The sequence below is a fragment of the Nostoc sp. 'Peltigera membranacea cyanobiont' 210A genome (genome assembly GCF_002246015.1).
In the GTDB taxonomy this organism is placed as follows: Bacteria; Cyanobacteriota; Cyanobacteriia; order Cyanobacteriales; family Nostocaceae; genus Nostoc.
The window spans coordinates 207746-232646 of sequence record NZ_NOLJ01000008.1; the positions used below are offsets into that span (position 1 = coordinate 207746).

A 24901-nucleotide genomic window follows, 5' to 3' on the forward strand; every position below is an offset into this window, starting at 1 on the left:
AACATGGTAACTACTAATACAATTCGCTTTTCTCAATTCAACGCTTCTTTGAATCGTAATGCCGAAGGTCAGTTAGTCAGCGATTTGTCTACCCCTGACAACGCTCAAGCAAAGGCAGTTGCAGAAATCATCCAGCGTAATAACCCGGATGTGTTGCTAATTAACGAGTTTGACTACTCCCCGGAGGCAGTTCAACTATTCCGGCAAAATTACCTAGCCGTTAGCCAGAATAGTACAACACCCGTTGACTACCCTTACTTCTACATCGCTCCTTCCAATACAGGTATTGCCTCTGGGTTTGACTTGAACAACAATGGCACAGCAGTTACAACCCCAGGCGAATCGGGATATGGCGATGATGCTTTCGGATTTGGGAATTTCCCTGGTCAATACGGGATGTTGCTGTTGTCCAAATATCCCATCGACACAGCCAACATCCGCACCTTCCAAAATTTTCTGTGGAAGGATATGCCTAATGCTTTGCTTCCTGACGATCCGACAACACCACAGCCAAATGATTGGTATTCTCAGGAGGAATTGGCAGTTCTACGCCTTTCTTCTAAAAGTCACTGGGATATACCCATCCAAGTAAACGGTGAGACAATTCATGTCCTCGCCAGCCACCCCACACCCCCAACCTTTGATGGTGTGGAAGACCGCAACGGTAAGCGCAACCACGACGAGATCCGCTTTTGGGCAGACTATATTACCCCTGGTAATGGTAATTACATTTACGATGATGAGGGGAAAACGGGCGGTATTGATGCTGGGTCAAGCTTTGTGATTGTGGGCGATCAAAATGCAGATCCGTTGGATGGTGATAGTTTTGACAACGCTATTCGCCAACTGTTGCAAAATCCCAATATCAATACTAATGTTATTCCTACCAGTCTGGGTGGTTCTCAACAAGCAGACTTACAAGCTGGTGCAAACATTAGCCAAAATGGTAATCCTAGCTTTGACACCGCAGACTTTGCTGATACGACTCCCGGAAACCTGCGGACTGACTATGTGCTACCCTCAGCTAACCTGACAATTGCCAACTCAGGAGTATTTTGGCCTCTAAATACTGATTCAACATTTTCCCCAGTCGGTACTTTTCCATTCCCCAGTTCTGACCATCGCTTAGTGTTCGCAGATGTGCAAGCTGGTCCAACTGAAGCAGGTAAAACCATTCCTAATGTAGGATTTTTGGGACAAACTACCTTTGTCACTGGCTTTATCCCTACTGGTGCAGCAGGAACGGTAAATGGGGTACAAACTCCAGTGGGTGGATTATCTGGTGTCACCTATGATGCTGCGAATAACCGCTACTACGCAATCTCAGACGATCGCTCCCAAGTTGCCCCTGCACGTTTTTATACCTTCACTGCCAGCGATTCCGGGGTGAATTTTACTAATGTCACAACCCTGAAAGATACCAACGGCAACTTTTTTGCAACCAACAGCCTTGACCCAGAAGGTATCGCTTTAACTAACGATGGTACTGTTTTCATCTCTTCTGAAGGTGAAGTAAACCCTGCTGCTGGTCGCGTTAGTAATCCTTTTATTAAAGAGTTTTCGCTGACCACAGGGCAAGAAGTGGCATCGCTATCTGTCCCCAGCAAATTCCTACCAGTAGTTGAAGATACCAACAGCAACGGCATTGTTGATGCGGGTGATACGCAGACATCAGGTGTTTACAATAATTTAGCCTTTGAAAGCCTCACCATTACACCCGACCAGAAAACCTTATTCACTGCGACTGAAAACGCACTGTCCCAAGATGGATTAAAGGCTTCGCTCACCAGTGGTAGCCGTTCCCGGATTTTACAATACAATCTGGTTACTGGACAACCAGAAAAAGAATACCTCTACATTACCGATGCGATTCCCGAAGCGCCCAACCCTAGCACAGGTTCAGCTGACAATGGTTTGGCAGACTTATTAGCAATAGATAATCGTGGCACTTTCCTAGCGTTAGAACGTTCATTTGCTCAAGGTGTAGGCAACACGATCAAAATCTACGAAGTTTCATTGCAAGGTGCAACTGACATTAGTTTCTACGATTCTCTAAATAATTTGAGTGCTGAACAACTAGCAGCGATCAAACCCGCTCAAAAGCGCTTACTGTTGAATTTAACTGACCTGAATCTGCCTACTGATGCAAACCACCCAATAACAGGAGTGGATAACATTGAGGGTATTGCCTTCGGCCCCAAACTAGCAGATGGTCGTCAGTCGATTGTGCTGGTGAGTGACAACAACTTTGGTAGCACTCAATATACCCAAATCCTCACCTTGGGTGCAGACTTAGTTCCCACTGCTGCACCCACACTAGAAACTCGTCCTGCTTTATTTGACGATGAAGATCCAGCACTACCTGCTGTAGATCAAAATGCTGATGCTGACGATCCTGCCATTTATGTTAATGCCACAAATGCTACTGATAGTCTAGTACTAACCTCAGTCAAAAATGCTGGACTGCGAGTTTATGATTTGTCTGGAAATTTGTTGCAAACAGTTAATCCTGGTGGCATTCGCTACAATAACATTGACTTGCAATACGGTTTCAAATTAGGCAATCAATCTATTGATATTGCTGTCGCTAGCGATCGCAACAACGATCAACTAGCAATCTTCAAAATTAACCCCAACCCCACTACCCCCGGACAATACTTGGAAGATATCACCGATAGCAATATTGCTACTATCTTCCAAGCAGCACCTTTTGAACCTCCCTATTCTGCATCAACTCGCAGTTCTTACGGACTTACCTTATACCGTAGCCCTGTAACCAATGATTACTATGTCTTTACCAGTCGGCGAGAAACTGGAGACATAGCTCAGTTTAAACTGATTGACAAAGGTAATGGCCAAATTGGGGCTGAACGGGTACGGGAATTCACCATACCCACAATTGAAGGACGCGATCCCCAAACTGAGGGTATGGTGGTAGACCAAGAAACTGGCTTCCTCTACATTGGACAAGAAAATGTAGGTATCTGGAAGTTCCAAGCAGAACCAAACGGTGGCACAACTGGTAAGTTAATTGATAAAGTCAGAGATTTAGGTGGTACTTATCTCACAGATGACGTAGAAGGACTGACGATTTATTACGGCAAAAACGGCACAGGCTACTTATTAGCATCCAGCCAAGGCGATAGCACCTTTGTTGCCTACACTCGTGAAGGTAACAACCAATATGTGGGTAACTTTGCCATTGGTAATAATGGGCCAATTGACAGCGTACAAGAGTCAGATGGTGCTGATGTCATTAACGTGCCACTGGGGCCTAACTTTCCATTTGGTTTATTTGTCACTCAAGATGGCTCCAATGAACCTGCCAAAATAGTTAGCGATGAAGGTGAAGAGGAAAATGTCAGTTCTAACTTTAAGCTGGTACCTTGGGAAAATATTGCCAATGCCTTCCCCAATTCTCTAAATATCGACACTACTAGTTACGATCCCCGCAATCCTGTTGCTCAACCCAAGCTGACTATCTATGAATTTGAAAACTTACCCAAGTTAGGTACAACCTCTGAAAATCAAGATATTTTCTTGGGTGGTTTTTCTGGGTTGTATTTCCAAGGGTTTGCAGCAAATGGCAACCTGAAATTTGTCACCAACACAGATCGTGGCCCCAATGGAGAACCTGATGGTGTCAAAAGACCATTTTTATTACCCGACTTCCAACCAGAAATAGTTAGCTTTGAACTCAACCGCACCACTGGTGAAATCAGCATTACCAACAGAACAGAACTATTCCGCCAAGATGGAACGACCCCATTAACAGGATTGCCTAACTTGCAAGCTGTAGGAAACGGTTTAGCCTACACAGATGAAATTGCCGTTGACTTAGACAACAATGTTCTAGCTAACGATCCTTTGGGTGCTGATTTAGAAGGGATTGTAATTGCGGAAAATGGAGATTACTGGTTGGTGGATGAGTATCGTCCGGCAATTTACCACTTTGACACTAATGGTAAACTGATTGACCGCTTTATCCCTCAAGGAACTGCCACAGCACCCAACCCAGATCAATCCGCTGGAACTTTTGGCAGTGAGGTATTGCCAGCAGTTTATGCCCAACGCCGCAATAACCGAGGATTTGAAGCTGTCGCCCTAGAAGGTAACAAATTATATGCCTTTATTCAGAGTCCAATTGATAATCCAGATGTCGCCAATGATGCGACTTCCAAAGCTTCTCTCAACCTGCGAATTCTAGAGTTTGATATTGTCAGCAAGCAGGTAACAGGAGAGTATTTATATCGCCTAGAAGGTCTACCAGGAACCGATAAGATTGGCGATGCAGTTTCTTTGGGTAACGGCAAATTTGCAGTAGTTGAACGAGATGATAATGGTACATCTGCTGGCAATAAACTAATTTACCAAATTGATTTAGCTGGGGCGACCAACATCAACAACCCTGCTAACTTTACCTTGCCAGTTGGTAAAACTATTGAACAACTGACCTCTGCGGAGTTAGCTACTGCCAATATTACCCCTGTCAGCAAGAGTTTGATTGCTAATGCTGCTCAGTTGGGTTACACCGGGGTGGAAAAATTAGAAGGTTTGGCATTGGTAGCACCCAATACTCTAGCCTTGATTAACGACAACGACTTCAACATTACGGGTAATACGGCTGCGGAAAAACTCGGCATTCTCGAATTACCCAATAATCTGACAACTGTACAGCCTACTTTCCCGAACGGTTTTGGTTCTAGCAACAGCGATACTGTCAATCTTGAGCCAGGACAATTCTTTAGTCCAGGTGATGGAGCAGACTTTGTAGAAGGCGTTCAAGATAACAAAATCCTGGCTGGAAACGGAGATGACACAGTGCTTGCAGGGAATAACTCTTCAGTTTTCGGGGAAGATGGTAGCGATCGCATATTTATTGGTCAAAATGGCCCAGTTCAAAATACCAGTGCTGATGGTGGTGCTGGTAATGATGAAATTACGGTGGTAGAAGCCAGTGGTAGTAATAATTTGTTTGGGGCGACAGGTGATGATAATCTCACAGTAATTGAAGGTTCTCGTCAATCATTATTCGGTGGCTCAGGTAACGACACCCTCACAAGTAATGGTAGTAACAACCGTCTCTACGGTGGTTCTGGAGATGACAAACTCTTCTCCAATGTCAATGACTCCCTGTTTGGTGGCGCTGGTGATGATGTACTATTCGCTGGTCAAGGGGGTGGTAATCGCCTCAGTGGTGGTACTGGTGCTGACCAATTCTGGATTGCTAACGCCAGTCTGCCAACTAGCAACAATATCCTAACTGATTTTGCGATCGGCACTGATAAAATTGGGCTTGGCGGTATTGGCGTGACTCAGTTTAGTGGTTTAACGCTACTGCAACAAAGTAATGACACTTTGGTAAAAATAGGAAATACCGAGTTGGTTTTATTAGTTGGAATTAGATCAACTAACCTCACAGCCAATGACTTCGTTTTCTCGGCTAGTGTTGTGGCTTAGTTTGTCGCCTAGCTTCTCATAGAAAAATCTTTCGTAGGGACGTATCGCTGTACGTCCCTACAACCTACTCATTATAAAGAAAAGTAAATGCGATCGCTAGCCAATCAAAACTAGTTAAAATCAACCTTCATCTCTTCAGAATTATCGGAAAGACTTATAAAACAAGGGAATCTAAAATTTTACATATTATTTTTATTCTTTATTTTGAAAATTCAACAAAAGCTATTTTTGTAGTTTAGATATATTTTAATCATTTCTTCTGTTTAACTTATTCTTTTCTTAATATTTCAATGAAAACATCTTTAATAATGGTCAAATTTTTTCATAACTACTATCGACAAACTTAAGCTTGGAATTTAGTTGCACACTTTTTCATTAACACAGATTAGTAGTTAACATCTGACCATCATTACTCCAGCTTTCAATAACTCTGAAAAAAGATTCGGAATTAAGGGCAAATTTCGACTGAACCGAACTATATTTTTGTAATTCTGAAATACTCCCATAATTTCGGTTTATAGAGTGAGAGGGTGATTTTTTGCATAAGCGATGTAATTAGAGAACTTGAATAGCTTGTGATGCAGCTAAATCCAAATATCCACCAAAAAACATTCTAATTATGGCAATTGAGAACGGAAGAACAACAGCATCGGCTTACGTCGATACAGTAAATAACTCTGACAATAGAATAATCGTCCCTTTATTGACTGTAGGGGATGAAGTACCCCTGCTAACTAGCACGTTTGACATCGACCAAGCGCCCCAAGTTGATGCCACCGAAAAATATGCCTTCACTGGTATTCCTGATGGCACAGGTGCTACCCAAGTAACCATCGCAGGTAAAACCTATAACTATGTTTGGGTAAACCATGAACTAGGTGGCTCCGTCACAACAGATATTTCCAGTACATTTCCTGGTGAAAAGATCACTGGTGCGAGGGTATCGCTGTTTGTGTTTGACGAAAACTGGAAGGTCGTCGGTGGTAAAAACCTAATTGACACCATTGTAGACTCAACTGGCACTTACACTTTAAATACTCAAACTGGTTTATACACCAATGCCAGTGGAGCAACTATTAGTCCTTTTGATCGCTTCTGCTCATCTTATCTAGCCCAGTCCGGTTTCGTAGACGCTAGTGGTACAGAGGTTCCCGTCTACTTTGCTCCTGAAGAAGGTGGTGATACAAGTCGGGGTTGGGCAGTCAGCCCAGATGGCACAGCAGAGGCGCTTGACGGCTTAGGTCGCTACAGAAAAGAGAATGTAGTTGCAGCTTCTCAATATCGGGCAGAGAACTCCGATCAAACAGTGCTGTTTGTATCAGAAGATAATGATGACGGCGAACTGTATCTATGGGTAGGTCAACAAACCGCAGATGACCCCAATGGCTTTAAGAATGGAGATTTGTATGTTCTGAAAGTCAATGGTGCAGAATTCGAGGGTCAAGTTAGCGAAGGCACCCAAAAAGTTGCAACCTGGACAAAGGTTGATAAATCAGTCATCTTAAATGCAGACGGTACACCAAAAGTAGATGGTAGCGATCTTACAACCTTCGTTAATTCTGCGGGCAATTCCACTAGTTTCCAGCGCATTGAAGATTTTGCTGAAGATGCGAATAATCCTGGAACTTTCTATTTCGTCACCACAGGTACTAAAAATAAACAAGGTCAGGGGACAGCAGCCGGAGCAACCGATAATCCTGCCGAAGCAGAAGACCCTTATGGTAGACTCTACCGCTTTAAATTAAATACCTCCGACCCCACAGCCGGAATCAGTGACTTTGAACTGTTGTTAACGGGCGGACCTGGCAAAGGTGTCAGCTATGACAACATCACAGTTGATAAGTCTGGCAAAATCTTGCTTCAAGAGGATCAAACCTCCTACGGTGGCGACGTAATGGCAGCAGAAAACCGAGAAGCTTCTGTTTGGTCTTTCGACCCCACTACCAAAGCGATCGCTCGTGTGTTTGCTTTGAATGAAGATGCTGCTGGTACTGTATACAACGACCCAGATGCCAAAGGGCAGTGGGAAAGTTCTGGCATTATCGAAATTCCTTCCGAATCATTACCAGGTAGCGGTGCTTACTTGTTTGATGTACAGGCTCACACCGTCAAAAACAATGTAGCAGGTGCGCCAGACCAGAATATTCTCAACGGCAACCATGCAGAAGGTGGACAACTTTTAGCCGCAATTCCCCAAATTGCTCAAAAGCCTGTTCAAGATGGCAGAACGACCGATCCCGCTTATGTTAAGGCACTCGATGGGTCAAATTACAGGCTAAATCAACTCCTGACAGTTGGAGATGAAATCCCATTGCTACAGGGTGAATTTGGTTCCTTTGTCCCCAGTGGCACTGAAAAGTATGCTTTTACAGGCATCCCTGACGGTTTGGGCATTTATGAGACTGACGATGCTTACTATGTATTTGTCAACCATGAATTGAGCGACACTACCAAAACAGATTTTTCCAGCACAATTTCTGGACAAATTACAGGCGGCAGAATTTCGCTACTGCAATTTGACAAAAACTGGAAGCTAGTAGGTGGTAAAGACCTAATACAGAATGTAGTTGACAGCAAAGGTAACGAGTTAGGCAAAATTACAGTTACATCTGATGCTGTAACCCAAACAGGTATTGCTTTTGGTCGATTCTGTTCAGCCTACTTAGCAACTTATGGCTTTGAAGGTGGCCCAATATTCTTTACCGCAGATGAGCAGAATGCTGATAGTTTGGGTTGGGCAGTAACAACTGATGGTATAGCTCAATCTATAGATGGTTTGGGTCGCTTCTCAAAAGAAAACGTACTAGCAACATCTCAGTATCGCGCCACCAATTCAGGTAAAACAGTTCTACTATCAACTGAAGACAATGGTGATGGCGAACTATATATGTTCGTCGGTAATCAGACACCAGAAGACCCCAATGGCTTGAAAGACGGAGATTTGTACGTCTTGAAGGTGACAGCTTATGACAATGAAACCTTAGCAGAAGGTACAAAGGTAAAAGCTACTTGGACTAAAGTTGATCGGTCGGCTGTTTATGATACCAAAGGTACAGAAGACCGTGCAGACGATCAGCTTCTTAATAGCGGTGCTTCTCTAAGTGATTGGGTAAATGGCAATGACAATGGAGTGCTACGTTCTACAAACTTCCGTCGTCTGGAAGATATAACGGAAGACCCAAACAATCCAGGCACTTTCTACTTTGTCACCACTGGAACAGAAGATCAACTAGCTAATGGCGCTTTTGAAAATCCTTACGGTAAAGCTTATCGTTTTAGCTTGAACGCAAGTGACCCAACAGCAGAGATTAGCAACTTTGAATTGGTACTAACTGGTGGCCCAAATACAGGAGTAAGCTACGACAACGTAAATGTTGATAGCAATGGCAAACTCTTACTCCAAGAAGATACAGCCGGTCTTGGTGGAGAAATCATAGATGCCCAACAGCGTAACGATCGCGTTTGGTCTTACGATATTGCTACCGATACTGTCAAACCTCTGTTTGAAGTTGACCAAAATGCCCAAGGTGCTGCTTTTAATAGTAGCTTTGGTTCTTGGGAAAGCTCTGGTATTATCGAAGCTGCCTCTAATCCTCAACTTGATCGCAGTTCTTACCTATTTGATGTACAAGCTAGCGGTGTACTCAATGACGTAGATTTAAACCAGTTGAATGTACTCAATGGTGAACACAGTCGGGGTGGTCAATTGTTGATTGCAACACCTGTTCCCCAAGTTGAGTTAGTCGGTTTTGCTTCTTTACCTGCTGATACCTTTAGTTATGGGCCAGCTTCTGGTGCAGATGTTGCAGCCAATGGCAGAACTGGGCCTTTCCCAGGACAGCCAATACAGGGCTTGAGCGGTGTTCAATTTGCTAACAGCGACTCTTTGTACTTCCTGTCAGATAACGGTTACGGTAGCAAAGATAATAGTGCAGATTTTCTGCTACGAATCAATCGCCTAGACCCGAATTTTAAGGGAACAGAGAATGGAGACGGCAGCGTTAAAGTTTTAGACTACATTCAACTGTCTGACCCTAACAACAAAGTTCCTTTTGAAATTGTGAATGAGGGAACTACTGGAAGATTACTGACTGGTGCAGACTTTGATGTAGAGTCATTCGTCTTTGATAAAGACGGGACAATCTGGGTTGGAGACGAGTTTGGCCCTTACCTATTGCATTTTGATGCCACTGGTAAGTTATTAGAAGCTCCGATCGCTACACCCGACCAATTCAAAACATTAGATGGAGAAGCACCTAAAGTTATTGGTCACAGAGGTGCAAGTGGCTATCGTCCAGAACACACCTTAGAGTCTTATAAACAAGCAATTGCGCGAGGCGCTGACTTCATTGAGCCTGATTTTGTTGTGACAAAAGATGGTGTGCTAATTGCTCGCCATGAGCCAGCTTTAGCAGTTTTGAATGCTGATGGTACTGTCAATTTCAACAATACAACCACAGATGTTTACAAACATCCAGAGTTTGCCGATCGCAAAAAAACGGTAAGTTTAGATGGAAACACACTTACAGGTTGGTTTGCTGAAGACTTCACTTTAGCTGAAATTAAGACTTTACGGGCAGAAGAGCGTCTACCTTTTAGAGATCACTCCTTTGACGGTCAATTTGAGATTCCTACACTCACGGAAGTCATCAATTTGGTTAAGCAAGTGGAAGCCGAGACAGGTAAAAAGATTGGCATCTATCCTGAAACTAAGCATCCAACCTATTTGGCCAATGAAGCCACTTATGTAGGCACCACAGACAAAATCAACAGAAACATCAGTCAGTTATTAATTGATACGCTCAAGGCAAATAACTTCACTGACCCCAGTCGGATCTTCATCCAGTCCTTTGAAGTGGGCAACCTCAAAGAACTACATGATACCATCATGCCTGCGGCTGGAGTGGATATTCCACTAGTTCAATTGCTAGATGCAAGTGACATTGATATCAACGGCAAAATCATCGAAAGTCAGCCTTATGATTTGAAAGTCAGTGGTGACACTCGCACCTATGGCGACTTGCGAACTCCAGAAGGCTTGGCTGAAGTTGCCACTTATGCTGATGGCCTTGGCCCTTGGAAGCGGATGATTGTGAGCGTCAAAGGTACTGATGCTAATGGTGATGGCAAAGCCGATGATGTGAATGGGGATGGAGCGGTTAATGATGCTGATAAGACAACGTTACCTCCTTCTACCTTAATTCAAGATGCTCACAACGCTGGTTTACAGGTTCACCCCTATACTTTCCGTGCGGAAGATCAGTATTTAGCAGCAGATTACAAAGGCAAGCTAGAGCTAGAAATTCAGCAGTTCTATCAATTAGGTGTAGACGCGCTATTTAGTGATTTCCCAGATATCGCGGATGAAGTACGGGATCAACTCAGAGACGATCCTCAGTATAATGTGGTGCGATCGCCACAAAACCCCGATGTTCTCTCAGGAGATGCTTTTGCTAACTTGGGTGGCTCCAAAGGTTTTGAAGGTGGAGCAATCAACGCCAGCAAAACCAAGCTTTATTTCCTCTTAGAAGGTACTGTTCAAGGCGATACTCCTGGTGCTTTGCGGATTAACGAATTTGATTTAGCTAGCCACAAATACAGCGAACAGTTACGCTACTACAAATTGGATAATCTGTCAAATTCCATTGGGGATTTAGCAGTCATTAATGATAATGAGTACCTAGTCATTGAACGAGATAACAATCAAGGGGATGCGGCTAAATTTAAAAGGATCTACAAAATAGATTTGTCTAAAACAGATTCTAATGGCTATGTCGCTAAAGAAGAAGTTGCAGACTTGTTAAATATCCAAGATCCTAACGACCTGAATGGGGATGGTAAGACCACCTTCGACTTCCCATTCCAAACCATTGAAAATGTTCTGGTTGTTGACAAAAATACCATTTTGGTCGCTAATGACAACAATTATCCCTTCTCTACAGGTCGTCCTGGAAACGATCTTCAAAATCCAGTTATAGACAACAATGAGATTCTACAACTGAAGTTAGAGAAGCCCCTTAATCTTGCTCCTGGCTTAGGTCAACCACAAGCTGAAGAAATTAATTTTGGCTTCACTACCAGCGATGATATTACCGTTCAGCCAAATCAAACCTTATTCACAGGTGATGGAGCAGACTTTGTAGAAGGTAATAAAGGTAACACAATTCAGACTGGAAACGGTGAAGACACTGTGGTAGTCGGTAGTGGCTCCTCGGTGTCCACAGGAGACGGTAACGATCAGATATTTATTGGTCAAAACGGCCCGGCTCAAAATACTACTGTTGATGGTGACAATGGTAATGATGTTATTACCGTAGTAGAAGCTAGTGGTAGTAATAATTTACTTGGGGCGGCAGGTGATGATAGTCTCACAGTAATTGAAGGTTCTCGTCAATCATCATTCGGTGGTTCAGGCAATGACACCCTTAAAAGTGGCGGTAGCAATAACCGTCTCTACGGTGGTTCTGGCGATGACAAACTCTTCTCTAATATCAATGATTCCCTATCTGGTGGCGATGGTGATGATGTGCTATTTGCTGGTCAACAGGGCGGTAATCGCTTAACTGGTGGTACTGGTGCTGACCAATTCTGGATTGCTAACGCCAGTCTGCCAAGTAGCAAGAATATTGTGACTGATTTTGCGATCGCCATTGATAAAATCGGGCTGGGCGGTATTGTTGTTACTCAATTTAGTGCTTTAACACTGTTGCAACAAGGTAATGACACTTTGGTTAAAACCGGAAATACTGAGTTGGCTTCATTGGTTGGAGTTACATCGACTAGCCTCACAGCAAATGATTTCGTTTTTATTGCTAGTGCCGTTTAGCTCAAAAATGATTACAGCTTAGGTTCAATGTTCAAAATGAATTAAGCTGTAGCGATTTTGCTAACTCTAAAGAGTGATATTGCAATCATATTTTGATTTTCTCTCTATCTAAAGGATTAGATCCCCGACTTCTTCAAGAAATCGGGGATCTTTTTGTCCAAAATCTTAACTTGTTTATAACTTTCCTTAAACATTGAACAACTATCTTTTGAGACAGTAACCAAAGTTAAGTTCATTTAATTGTCTGCACTATTTTTTGTGGACACTAAGCATTTTGTCGCCAAATACTATTTAGGTTTCTGTAGCCAAGAATTTTTTGCTTGGGTTGAGCGTAATTAATTGCTCATACAGATACACAATCGCTGCGATTAATCGTAGCTCACAATACTTAAGGAATAGTAAGCATGGCTGATACAAATGGCAACGGTAGAAATGTCATTATTTTTGTTGCAGATGGATTGCGTAACGGTTCTGTAAACCCCACTGATACCCCAACTTTATATAATGTCCGTCAGCAGGGGGTTAGTTTCGCCAATAGTCATTCGCTGTTTCCGACATTTACCACCCCGAATGCTTCTGCGATCGCCACAGGGCATTATCTTGGTGATACAGGCGACTTTAGTAACACTATCTACACTGGTTTTCCTAGTCCTAATGCCAATGGTAGTGTCACACCATTCATCGAAAATGATGCGGTTTTGGGAGATATTGACGAAAAATTCCCCGGTAACAACTTTTTAGATGAAGAGTCACTTCTAGCTTACGCGCGATCGCAGGGTTTCAACACAGCAGCAGTTGGTAAATTAGGGCCTGTTGCCATCCAAGATGTTACCCAAGTTAACCGAGAAGGTGGTACTACAGGTACTATTCCTACTCCCGATACCATAATTATTGATGACAGTACGAATGGTGCAACACCACCTACTACAACTGCTGGTTCACCTTCTGCTGTTCCACTCGATCCAGATATTGTTGCTCGTTTACAAGCTGCTGGTCTAGATGTAAAACCGACAACGCGAGTCCAGCCAGCTGGTAACAATACAACTCCAGGCACACTGGATGCCAACGTGGCTCAACAAAAATACTTTGCAGATGCTACTACCAAAGTAATTTTACCCAAGTTTCAGGAAGATGCTAAACCATTTGCATTGGTGTACTGGTCAAGAGATCCTGATGGTAGTCAACACAATCAGGGTGATAGCTTAAACACTTTGACGCCAGGTATTAATGGCCCTACTTCCAAAGCTGGGGTTAAAAATGCTGATGATAATTTAAAGCAACTTCTTGACTATCTCAAAAGTACAGGCTTAGACAAGACTACTGATGTCTTTGTTACTTCCGACCACGGTTTTTCTACCATCAGCAAACAAGCTATTGATAGCCAAGGGACAAAAACTACAAGTTATGCTGCCACCCAAACATACGAGGGCGTAAACCCAGGATTTTTACCAGCAGGCTTTGTTGCAATTGATTTGGCTCACGATCTAGGTCTACCCTTATACGATCCTAACCCTACGACTCTCCCTCCAGACCTCAACCACATCCAATATGCGGCTGTTGATGCTACACAAGGTCAACGTCCTATTTCTGGGAATGGTGTAATTGGTGGTACAGGTGAGGTAATTAATGGTCAACTTGACCCAGGTACAAAGATAGTTGTAGCTGCCAATGGTGGTTCTGACCTGATTTATCTTCCTAATGGCAATGCCGATTTAGCCAAACAGGTAGTGAATTTGCTTGCACAGAAAGACTACATCAGTGGTATTTTTGTAGACGATGCTTATGGAACCATTCCAGGTGCTTTACCTCTGAGTGCGATCGGGCTAAAAGGTGATGCTAAAACACCAGTTCCATCTATAGTTATCAACTTCAAAACCTTTAGCACCGACCAAAATAACCCAAACAACCCTCAAGCTCAAGTAGAAATTGCTGATACAACTTTACAGCAAGGGCAGGGGATGCATGGCAGCTTTGGCCGAGGTGATACCTTCAATAACATGGAGGCTATTGGCCCTGACTTTAAACAAGGCTATGTGGACTATGCGCCCGTCAGTAATGCTGATGTAACGCCTACACTTGCTCGGATTCTGGGGTTAGACATTCCCAGTAATGGCGATTTGAAAGGTCGTGCCATTACAGAAGCACTGGTGGGAGGCCCGGATGTGGTTCCCTCCACAAAAGAAGTCTTGACTTCGGAAGAAACTACTAATGGTCAAGCAACAATTCTGGATTCTCAAAGTGTAGGGAATACTCAGTACTTTACAGCCGCAGGGTTTGATGGTCGCACTGTTGGATTAACAACACTAGACCTTCAATTTGGTTCTACCAGTAGTGATGATGTCACCCTTAAGCCAAATCAAACCTTATTTACAGGTGACGGAGCAGATTTTGTAGAGGGTACTAAAGGTAACAAAATTTTGACTGGCAAGGGTGATGACTCGGTGGTGGTCGGCAGTAACTCCTCAGTGTCCACAGGGGATGGTAACGATCAGGTCTTGATTGGCGCAAATAGTCCTGCTAGCAACACTAGCGCCGATGGTGGCAATGGTAATGATGAAGTTACCGTAGTCGAAGCCAGTGGTACTAATAACCTGTTTGGAGGCGCGGGTGCTGATACACTGACAGTAGTTGAAAATTCTCGTCAATTATCTTTCGGTGGCTCAGGCAATGACACCCTCAAGAGCGAAGGTAGCAATAACCGTCTGTATGGTGGTTCTGGAGATGATAAACTCTTCTCCGGTGTAAATGATTCGCTGTTTGGTGGCGATGGTAATGATGTGTTATTTGCTGGACAAAGTGGTAGTAATAACCTGAGTGGTGGTGCTGGTGCTGACCAGTTCTGGATTGCTAACGCCAGTCTGCCAACTAGTAAGAACATCGTGACTGATTTTGCGATCGGTATTGATAAAATTGGGCTGGGCGGGATTGGCGTTACTCAGTTTAGTGCCCTAACCCTATTGCAACAGGGTGCTGACACTATCGTAAAAACCGGAAATACAGAGTTGGCTTCATTACTACAAATTACTTCAACTAACCTGACAGCAAATGATTTCGTTTTCTCTGCTAGTGTTGTGGCTTAGTCTGTTGGCCTAGTGCAGCACGGCAGAAATAACTATCAGTTGAAACAGCGGTTTTCAATTACGTAGACTACAGCAAATAGTTGGTTATTGTGGGGTGAGCATTGTAATGCTCACCCTATTCTCGTTTCGTTGGAGTCCAACCTACCTCGAAGAGTTTACATTACTTATCAGTTGCTAAAATCGCAGTATTCCTTGTTCCTCAAGGTATTAATTATTCTTGTTATTTTGAGATAAGTCTGCGTACAGTTAATATTCCCATTGCAAACATCTCTAAAGTTTTAATTTTCAATGAAGATGTATTGGAAATAACTACGATTTGGAGGAAATAGGTCAGAATAAGAGAACTAAATCTTAGAGTCAGTGCCCTTTCACACAAATATTGTAGGATTGCGGCATAATTTTTTGTCAAATTAATCTTTTAATATAATTTAAAAGCTAAGAATGTAACCATAAATTCTACGTGGAAACACTAATAAAAAATATAAAAATGCTTTCTCGCTTTTTATTTTATCTGTTTCTCTAAATACGGAAAATAAACATCTCATCTTAAATTTAAATACATCCAATTCCTTGTTCCTCATTGATACAAATATTTTTGTTCAAATTGAAAAATGGAAATAATAACTAATTCATTGGCTCAAAATAAAAATGAATTACTCATGACTAATTGTCAACCTTCATTATCAGAAAAAAGCTTAGAACCAGATAATTTAATATTACCTATTTTGAAAGAATCCGAAAAAAACCTACTAATAGAGTGGAATCATACTCAAACTGATTATCCTCAACAAGCGTGTATTCATCAGTTGTTTGAAGCACAAGTAGAGAAAACACCTGATGCTGTAGCACTAATTTTTAATAATCAGCATCTCACTTATAGAGATTTGAATAGTCGTGCTAATCAACTAGCAAAACATTTACAATCACTAGGGGTAGGAACAGAAATTCTTGTAGGAATCTGCATAGAGCGCTCCTTAGAAATGGTTGTAGCACTCTTAGCTATCCTTAAAGCAGGTGGAGCTTATGTACCATTAGATCCAGGATATCCACAAGAACGTTTAGCTTTCATGCTGTCAGATACCCAGGTATCTGTATTATTAACTCAAAAAGAACTAGTTGCCAAATTACCTACTCACACAGCATTTGTAATTTGCCTAGATGCAGATTGGAATACAATTGCCCTAAATAAAAAAGAGAACCTCAGCACTAGTGTTACTGCTGATAACTTGGCTTATGTCATGTATACATCAGGTTCTACAGGTACACCCAAAGGTGTTAGCGTTATCCATCGTGGTGTAGTTAGGTTAGTCAAAGAAACTAATTATGCTCAACTCACGCCTGAAGAAGTAATTCTGCAACTTGCTCCTATTTCCTTTGATGCTTCCACTTTTGAAATTTGGGGTTGCTTACTTAATGGTGGGCGACTAGTAATTTACCCTCCTAATACACCATCTTTAGAAGAATTAGGGCAGATTATTCAGCAATACCAAGTTACTACTCTTTGGCTGACAGCCGGTTTATTCCACCTGATAGTAGATGAAAAAATTGATGCTTTAAAATCCTTGCGTCAACTTTTAGCGGGTGGTGATGTCTTATCTGTTCCTCATGTACAGAAGTTTCTCCAAACAGTAGAGAACTGTCAACTAATTAATGGTTATGGGCCAACTGAGAATACAACTTTTACCTGTTGCCATCCGATAACAGCCCCACTGCAACCAAATGTCTCTATTCCTATTGGTCGCCCAATTGCTAACACCCAAGTTTATATATTAGATAACAACCTCCAATCAGTATCAATTGGAGAAGCTGGTGAATTGTACATTGGTGGTGATGGATTAGCTAGAGGCTATTTAAACCGCCCTGACCTAACTGCCAAAAAATTCATTTCTCACTTATTTGATAACAATTTAGCAATGCGCCTTTACAAAACGGGAGATGTAGCTCGTTATCTTCCAGATGGCAATATTGAGTTTTTAGGTCGTATTGACAATCAGGTAAAAATTCGCGGTTTCCGAATTGAACTAGGGGAAATTGAGCGAGAAATTGCACAACATCCTGACGTTCGGGAAATTGTCGTCTTAGCTCGTCAAGATGAAGCAGGTGAAAAACAGTTAACGGCTTATATTGTTCCTCAATATAACAGTGGATATACGCACAATAAATTACGTAGTTTCTTACAACAGCGACTACCTAATTACATGGTGCCATCAGCATTTGTGATGTTAGAATCACTGCCTTTGACTGCAAATGGCAAAGTAGATAGACATAAATTGCCAGCACCAAGTAGAGAACGTCCACAACTGGAACAAGCGTACATTGCTCCACAAACAGATTTAGAACGTCTGCTTGCAGGTATTTTATCCGAACTGCTCAAAATCCATCGCGTTGGGATTGATGATAATTTCTTTGATTTGGGAGCAACTTCAATCTCAATTCTACAAGTTGCTGCGCGAGTAAAACAGGAACTTGGTATTGAGCTACCTGCTGTGAAGCTATTTCAGTATTCAACAATTGGCTCTTTAGCAAACTATTTGCATTCAAACCAGAACAGCCAACCGTCTTCTGACAAGCTGCAAAATCGCGCCCAACGCCAACAAGCAGCTCGGACTCGTCGCCGTAATCATCAACAAGGTGTTTAAACAATGGTAAATATCCAAGCATCCGATAACCAAGATCCTATTGATGGTGTTGCCATTATTGGCATGGTAGGAAGATTTCCTGGCGCTGGAAATGTCGATGAGTTTTGGCGCAATCTCTGTGAAGGATTAGAATCAACGACTTTCTTTCAAGATGAAGAACTAGATCCTAGTATCGATCCGAACCTTTGCAAAGATCCTAGCTATGTAAAAGCTAGAGGGATAATTCCTGGGGGAGAAACCTTTGATGCCGCTTTCTTTGGCATTAATCCACTTGAAGCTGTGGTTATGGACCCACAGGCTAGAGTATTCCTAGAGTTGGTTTATGAAGCCCTAGAAAATGCTGGTTATGAATCAGAGTCTTTTGAGGGTTTGATTGGTTTATACGCTGGTTGTGGTCAAAATACTTATTTTGCTAACCATATTGCTGGTCGCATGGAAATTGTCGATCGCATCGGTGAGTTCCAAACGATGTTAGCCAATGAAAAAGACTTTTTAACCACCCGTGCTGCTTACAAACTCAACCTCAAAGGCCCAGCCGTCAGCGTCAATACAGCCTGTTCCACTTCTTTGGTAGCAGTCATTCAGGCTTGCCAAGCCTTAACCAGCTATCAGTGCGATTTAGCTTTGTCTGGTGGTGTATCTATGACTACACCCCAAAATAGCGGTTATATGGCTCAAGAAGGCAGTATGCTGTCTGGAGATGGGCATTGTCGTCCCTTTGATGCCAGCGCTCAGGGCACAATGTTCAACAATGGCGCAGGAGTGGTTGTCCTGAAGCGTTTAGAAGATGCACTCAATGATGGCGATCGCATCTATGCTGTAATTCGAGGTTCTGGTATTAATAATGACGGCGCTGATAAGGTGAGCTTTACCGCTCCCAGTGTAGACGGGCAAGCAGAGGCCATTGCAATGGCCCAAGCTTATGCCAACTTCCACCCAGAAACCATCTCTTATATTGAAGCTCACGGCACAGCTACACCTTTAGGCGACCCAATTGAAATTGAAGCGCTGACGCAAGCATTCCGGGTGCATACAGATGCTAAACAATTTTGTGCGATCGGCTCTCTTAAAAGCAATGTCGGACATTTAGTTGCGGCGGCTGGAGTAGCAGGGTTAATTAAAACCGCTCTCGCCCTGCATTATAAAAAGATCCCACCTAGTTTAAATTTTGAGGCTCCTAATCCCAAGATTGACCTTGCCAACAGCCCCTTCTATGTAAATACCAAACTAGCTGAATGGTCGGAGGGTGAAACTCCGCGACGAGCTGGTGTAAGTTCTTTTGGTGTGGGCGGTACTAATGCTCATATTGTGCTAGAAGAAGCGCCACAAATCCAAAGTTCCGGATCTTCGCGTCCACAGCAGCTATTGTTGCTCTCGGCAAAAACTAGTCAAGCTTTGGAGGCTGCAACAGCTAATTTACAGCAGCATTTGCAATACAATGCCGAAATTAATTTAGCTGATGTAGCTTATACCTTACAGCGAGGACGCAAAGCTTTTAACTACCGACGCAGTATAGTTTGTCACGATATTACAGATGCGATCGCAGCTCTCCAATCTTTAGATCCAAATCAAGTAAATACCCGTCATACAGAAATTCGCAATCCAGCCGTTGTCTTCATGTTCCCCGGACAAGGATCGCAATATGTGGACATGGGACTAAATCTCTACAACCACGAACCTGTATTTCAAGAAGCAGTGGATGAATGTGCTGAAATGCTTAAGCCTTTACTGGGCAGGGATTTACGAGAAATCATCTATCCAGCACCGAGCGATGCCTACGGCGGGCTACGCCTACGCGAAACTGCGGCTATCTCCCTGCGGCAAACCTGCTTTACCCAACCAGCATTATTTGTCATTGAATACGCTTTAGCGCAACTGTGGCAAAGTTGGGGAGTCAAGCCCCAAGCCATGATTGGCCACAGCATTGGCGAATTTGTCGCTGCTTGTATAGCGGGTGTATTTACCTTAGAAGATGCACTGATGTTAGTTGCAACTCGCGGTCGCTTAATGTGGGAGTTACCGGCAGGGGCTATGCTTTCAGTGCGCCTACCAGCCAAAGAGGTAGAGCCGCGATTGAGTGCAGAACTAGCGATCGCTGCAATTAATGGCCCTTCTCTGTGTGTAGTTTCTGGTCCCACAGAGGCGATCGCGACTCTGCAAAAACAATTAGAAAGCGAAGAAGTTGTTTGTCGCCATTTACACACTTCCCACGCTTTCCACTCCCCAATGATGGATAGTATCATTCACCCCTTTGCAGAGGTAGTTGGAAAGGTTAAATTATCGCCACCCCAAATTCCCTTTGTATCCACAGTTACCGCCGACTGGATTACAGCCCAGCAAGCAACCGATCCGATGTATTGGGCTACACATCTGCGTCAGACTGTGCGATTTGCGGAGGGTGTACAAACCTTATGGCAGCAACCAGAACGCTTGCTTTTAGAGGTGGGGCCGCGAATCACAACTACAACCCTAGCCCGCCAACAAGCAAAAGATATTAAACAACAGATAGCGATTCCTTCTCTGGGTGATAACGCCGAGAACGAAGCCGAATGGACGGCATTACTCAAGGCAGTAGGACAACTGTGGCTAGCAGGAGTATCTATTGACTGGAGCAACTTCTATCAAAGGGAAACGCGACAACGAATTCCTCTACCTACTTATCCCTTTGAACGCCAACGCTTCTGGATTGATCCTCCACCTCATCCCAATCGTGCAGCAACTCCCAAACTTTTAAATCCCCAATTATTAGAAAAGGCCCAAACTATGACAACATCCCCTCAGCAAAAGCTTATTCCACTGCTCAAAGAAATTATCGAAGAAACTTCAGGATTGGAAATTGCTAGTATTGACGACTCGACAACGTTTTTAGAAATAGGATTAGATTCTTTATCTCTGACACAAGTCGGGCTAGCGTTAAAGAAAAAATTTAAAGTCAAAGTAACACTTAGGCAGTTACTAGAAATTTACCCCAATTTAGGAACACTGGCTGACTTTATAAATTCAGCTTTGTCTCCCGAAACTTTATCCGAATTAGGATTAACAGAAACCGTTGCAGATATCGTTCCAGAAGCCCTATTGCCAGAACCTGCACTTGTAAACACATCACCCACCTTGGTAGTTCATGAAGTTCATACAAATGGATCAAATGGATCTGCACCTAAGATTTCCCTCCAACCTGCTGCATCTAGTAGCATTCTAGAAGGTGTGATTAATCAGCAGCTACAAATTATGAGCCAGCAATTGGCGTTATTGGGTAATAGCAGTCAATCTGTAACAGTCCCAGTTGTACCTGCGGCGACATCTCAAAATAATGGTGTCAAGCCACAAAAGGCTGTATCTATCCCCCCAACCCAAACCAGCAAAGAATCACAAGTATCTGTAGATACCGAGTCAAATGGTGCTAAAAAGGCATTCGGTGCGGCTGCTCGAATTGAAAAGACTCAGACTAAAACTCTCACAGTGCAACAACGCACTTATTTAGACAAAATTATCCAAAGATATACAAAACGAACTCAAAAATCCAAAGAATATACTCAAACTCATCGCCCTTATTTGGCAGACCCAAGAACTGTTTCTGGGTTTAACCCGACGATGAAAGAGATGGTTTACCCCATCGTGGTATCTCGTTCATCTGGTTCTAAACTTTGGGATGTTGATGGCAATGAATATGTCGATTTAAGCAATGGCTTTGGCTTGAATTTGTTTGGTTGGTCGCCACCTTTCATTACCGAAGCAATTGAAGCACAACTCAAACTCGGCATGGAAATTGGGCCGCAAACTCCCTTAGTTGGAGAAGTGGCAAAGCTAATGTGTGAGTTGACCAACTTTGACCGAGCAGCCTTTTGCAACACAGGTTCGGAAGCCGTTCTGGGAGCGATGCGGATGGCACGCACCATCACAGGACGTAACTTAATCGCCATCTTTTCTGGAGCTTATCACGGTATTTTGGATGAAGTAATTGTTCGGGGTACAAAGAAACTCCGGTCAATTCCGGCTGCTCCTGGTATCCCACCGGAAATGGTGGAGAATATTTTGGTGGTGGACTATGATTCGCCTGAGTCTCTAGAAATCCTCAAAAATCGGGCTGATGAGTTAGCAGCAGTGATGGTGGAATCTGTGCAAAGCCGTCGCCCTGAATACCAGCCTAAAGAATTCCTCCAGCAATTGCGTGATTTCACGGAAGAAGCTGGTATTGCTCTGATTTTTGATGAAATCGTTACCGGATTTAGAATTCATCCAGGTGGCGCTCAAGCGCATTTCGGTATCAAGGCGGACATAGCAACCTACGGCAAGATTGTGGGCGGTGGGCTACCAATTGGAGTCATTGCTGGCAAATCACAATATATGGATGCTTTAGATGGTGGGTTTTGGCAGTTTGGCGATGACTCCGTTCCAGAAGTAGGCGTGACTTACTTCGCCGGCACTTTCGTCCGCCATCCTTTAGCACTAGCAGCCGCCAAAGCAGTACTTCAGCATTTAAAACAGAGTGGCCCCAGCTTGCAGCAAAATCTCAATGCCAGAACCGATAAGTTTGTAGCGGAACTTATGGGCTATTTCCAGCAAGTTCAGGCTCCGTTTACAGCTTATAATTTCGGCTCCCTGTTCATGGTGAAGTCTTTACCAGAGTTTCCCTACGGAGATTTACTGTTTTACTTGCTGCGGGATAAGGGAGTGCATACTTGGGATCACCGTCCTTGCTTCTTGACGACAGCCCATTCCGAAGCCGATCTCGCTTTTGTAATGGCAGCCTTTAAAGAAAGTATTGCCGAAATGCAGTCTGCTGGCTTCTTGTCTGCACCGCCCATAGAAGTAACAAACCGCGAAGTTACCAATAACAGTTTACGTAATCGTCCTCCGCAACCTGATGCCAAATTAGGACGAGATCCCCAAGGGAACCCCGCTTGGTATATCCCCGATATCGAGCGGCCTGGGAAATATTTACAAGTCGCAAGTGTTTTCTGAAGTGCTTTAAAAAATCAAGTGCATAGAAAGTGTAATGAGTGTCTGTAATTTTTGCAAATAGTAAATACTCATCTATCCAGGTTTTGTATGTCAGTTGATAATCTACTTGAACCGAGTTCTATAAAGTCCGATCTGAAGCTTCCTGAACAAATCATTGAAACTGATGTTTCAAACTTTCGGGAAAACTTTAACTCTTCTCACTTCATGTTTTCGCATAATCTTGCAGGATACCCTTTGTTTGAGATCCCCCGCTTAGTTGAGCTTGCAAATACTATGCTAAGTCAGGGTAAAACAAATAAAATCCAGTCTTATATCAGCAAAGTTCCTGTTAAGCAAAAGTGGAATTAGCGACCTGGAATCAAGCAAATTAACGAGGCGATCGCACATATTGGAGAATCGGATTCTTGGGTCATGCTTGAAGATTTTCAAGTAGACCCAAAATACGCTACCTTGCTCAATCAGATCGTAACTGAACTCGAAACGCTTACAGGTAAACCCCTTCGGAAGCAAATGACCTGGATTATGAAAAAAATCTAAATTTTCTCAAATGACTAATTATTAAATTAGCCTGAATACTGAATCGGTGTTCTATAGCAATTCTAAATCATTTGTGAAATTTTCTATTTTAGACGCTCCGCGTAGCTTGTTTTTATGCAAGAGCGATCGTTACATCCTCTGCGGTAGCCTACGGCAAACAACTACGCGTCTACGTTAAAAAAATAATTTTCACAACTTAGATAGGATTGCTATAGGTAGAAATTAAAACCAAAAAACTCAATGTATAAACACATAAAATCGCTCACTTCTCTACGTGGTATTGCAGCCTTGGTTGTTGTTGTACACCATTTTTCTTACTACGGTTTACCGAAAACAGGTTCAACTTTATCAGGCTATAGCGATTTTTTTAAAAATGGATATTTATCGGTTGACTTTTTCTTTATTCTGAGTGGTTTTATCATGACCCACGTTTATGCAGATAATTTTTATTTAAAAGTAAGTTTAAATCACTATCGCTCGTATTTATTCTCGCGTTTGGCTAGAATATATCCTCTACATATATTTATTGTTTTTCTATTTATTGGATTAGAAATTACCAAAATATTCTTACTAAATACTTCTGCTTTTACTGGTAAATTTAACTTAACGGCTCTTGTTGCCAATATTTTTCTTTTACAAGCATTCGACCTAAAATGCCCACCTTTATTATGGTGTAATACCTATTGGAATGAACCAGCCTGGTCAATTAGTGTAGAGTTTTTTGTTTATTGTATATTTCCATTTTTGCTATTATTTTTATTAAGAAGTAATCCTAAAAATGATTTTATAATTTATACTTTTACTCTTTTTAGTATATTACTACTAATTACCTTTACCCGTGGCAATTTAGATACTATTATTGGCATCCCTTCAATAGCTAGATGCGGGCTAGAATGCATACTTGGTATTATAACTTATAAAGTTTACCTTAGAGGTAATTATAAAAAGCATTTTAATCTTAATTTTTTGGCAATTATAGCTATAACTTGGATAATTTTGATTATGCATTACTACTGGCATCATTTTCGTAACATTCATGATTGGCTAATTTTACCAGCTTTTTCTCTACTGATTTTATCTGTATCTATCAACAACAATGGTGTGATATCAAAAATTTTAAATTCACAGTTAATGCTATATATCGGTACTATATCTTACTCAACTTATATGGTTCATTGGTTTTTTCAAGAATTGTTAAATTTTTTCTGGTTTTATAAATTTCACGATGCTTTTGGTAAAGGATTCACAGAATATCAAGCATTGACATCTTTAGGAGTATTTCTTATGATTATCTTACTGGCTGCATCATTGACATATAGATTTGTAGAAGTTCCTACACGTAATTATTTAAAGTCTACAATCTTGGGTAAACAAGGTATTTAAAGTCAGTATAAAAA

General features: G+C 42.4%; 7 protein-coding genes. All 7 read left to right on the forward strand.

What is annotated here, in order from left to right; translation table 11 throughout:
• Positions 1-3: 3 nt before the first annotated feature.
• The 7 genes from CDG76_RS25405 (at position 4) to CDG76_RS25435 (ending at position 24887) form a co-directional block, all read left to right on the forward strand.
• Positions 4-5460 carry a phytase gene (locus CDG76_RS25405; protein WP_094351671.1) on the forward strand — a complete coding sequence of 1819 codons (5457 nt, stop codon included), beginning with the start codon at positions 4-6 and terminating at the stop codon, positions 5458-5460.
• A gap of 619 nt (positions 5461-6079) precedes the next feature.
• Positions 6080-12286 carry an esterase-like activity of phytase family protein gene (locus tag CDG76_RS39440; RefSeq protein ID WP_317616138.1) on the forward strand — a complete coding sequence of 2069 codons (6207 nt, stop codon included), beginning with the start codon at positions 6080-6082 and terminating at the stop codon, positions 12284-12286.
• A gap of 404 nt (positions 12287-12690) precedes the next feature.
• Positions 12691-15366: an alkaline phosphatase family protein gene (locus tag CDG76_RS25415; RefSeq protein ID WP_094351672.1), complete on the forward strand. Its 2676-nt coding sequence runs from the start codon at positions 12691-12693 to the stop codon at positions 15364-15366.
• A 611-nt stretch (positions 15367-15977) separates the two neighbouring features.
• Positions 15978-18005: a non-ribosomal peptide synthetase gene (locus CDG76_RS25420; RefSeq protein ID WP_094351673.1), complete on the forward strand. Its 2028-nt coding sequence runs from the start codon at positions 15978-15980 to the stop codon at positions 18003-18005.
• Positions 18006-18008: 3 nt separating this feature from the next.
• Complete coding sequence (locus tag CDG76_RS25425) at positions 18009-22967, forward strand: type I polyketide synthase (protein WP_094351674.1); 4959 nt, start codon at positions 18009-18011, stop codon at positions 22965-22967.
• A gap of 87 nt (positions 22968-23054) precedes the next feature.
• A complete protein-coding gene (locus tag CDG76_RS25430) occupies positions 23055-23315 on the forward strand; it encodes a hypothetical protein (protein ID WP_094351675.1) in 261 nt (86 codons plus the stop codon).
• 429 nt (positions 23316-23744) lie between these two features.
• Positions 23745-24887 (forward strand): acyltransferase family protein, encoded by a 1143-nt coding sequence (locus CDG76_RS25435; RefSeq protein ID WP_094351676.1) that lies wholly within the window; start codon positions 23745-23747, stop codon positions 24885-24887.
• The last annotated feature ends 14 nt before the right edge of the window (positions 24888-24901 follow it).